The sequence below is a fragment of the Sphingobacterium sp. T2 genome (genome assembly GCF_000814685.1).
GTDB classification, from domain to species: domain Bacteria; phylum Bacteroidota; class Bacteroidia; order Sphingobacteriales; family Sphingobacteriaceae; genus Sphingobacterium; species Sphingobacterium thermophilum.
The window spans coordinates 1-937 of record NZ_JXAC01000320.1 but is presented as its reverse complement, the minus strand read 5'-3'; the positions used below and the strand labels follow the sequence as shown (position 1 = coordinate 937).

Genomic DNA, 937 nt, shown 5'->3' with positions numbered 1-937 from the left:
TAGAGCACTACACTGATAATGTAGGGGTCAGCAGTTCAAGTCTGCTCGGGATACCAGATTAAGGGGAATTAGCTCAGCTGGCTAGAGCACCTGCCTTGCACGCAGGGGGTCAACGGTTCGAATCCGTTATTCTCCACGCTTTCTGCGATATAGCGGAAAAAGAGTTCTTTAGACATATTGGAAGAAAGAAAAAGATAACGATAAGACAACAGCGGAGTCTGGATAAAATCTAGACGAAGCGTCTCATAGTTAGCAAAAGGGCTATGAGAAGAAGAAAGTAATAAAGGGCACACGGGGGATGCCTAGGCTCTCAGAGGCGAAGAAGGACGTGGTAAGCTGCGATAAGCTGCGGGGATTGGCAAACGCGAATAGATCCGCAGATTTCCGAATGGGGCAACCTAACTACCTGAAGGGTAGTTGTCTAAAAGACGCGAACGCGCTGAACTGAAACATCTAAGTAGGCGTAGGAGGAGAAAACAATAGTGATTTCCCAAGTAGTGGCGAGCGAACGGGAAAGAGCCCAAACCGTTATTGTTACGGCAATAACGGGGTTGTAGGACCTTCACTAAGGATATCGGGATGAACTGGAACCGGATGGGAAGCCGGGCGATACAGGGTGATAGCCCCGTACAGGTAAAGAACGATATTCTGGAGGTATCCTGAGTACCGCGGGACCGGAGGAATCCTGTGGGAATCGGCCAGCACCATCTGGCAAGGCTAAATACTCCTGAGAGACCGATAGTGGACCAGTACCGTGAGGGAAAGGTGAAAAGAACCCCGAACAGGGGAGTGAAAAGAACCTGAAACCGTGTGCTTACAAGCGGTTGGAGTCCCGCCTTTGGCGGGATGACAGCGTGCCTTTTGCATAATGAGCCTACGAGTTACTCTTCACTGGCGAGGTTAAGCGATTAAGTCGCGGAGCCGCAGCGAAAGCGAG

1 tRNA gene and 1 rRNA gene are annotated in these 937 nt (G+C 50.5%); both read left to right on the top strand.

The window, feature by feature from the left end:
- Nucleotides 1–62: 62 nt before the first annotated feature.
- A tRNA-Ala gene (locus SD31_RS14500) sits at nucleotides 63–136 on the top strand.
- Nucleotides 137–271: 135 nt separating this feature from the next.
- Nucleotides 272–937: ribosomal RNA gene (locus SD31_RS14495) — 23S ribosomal RNA — on the top strand; the annotation flags it as partial.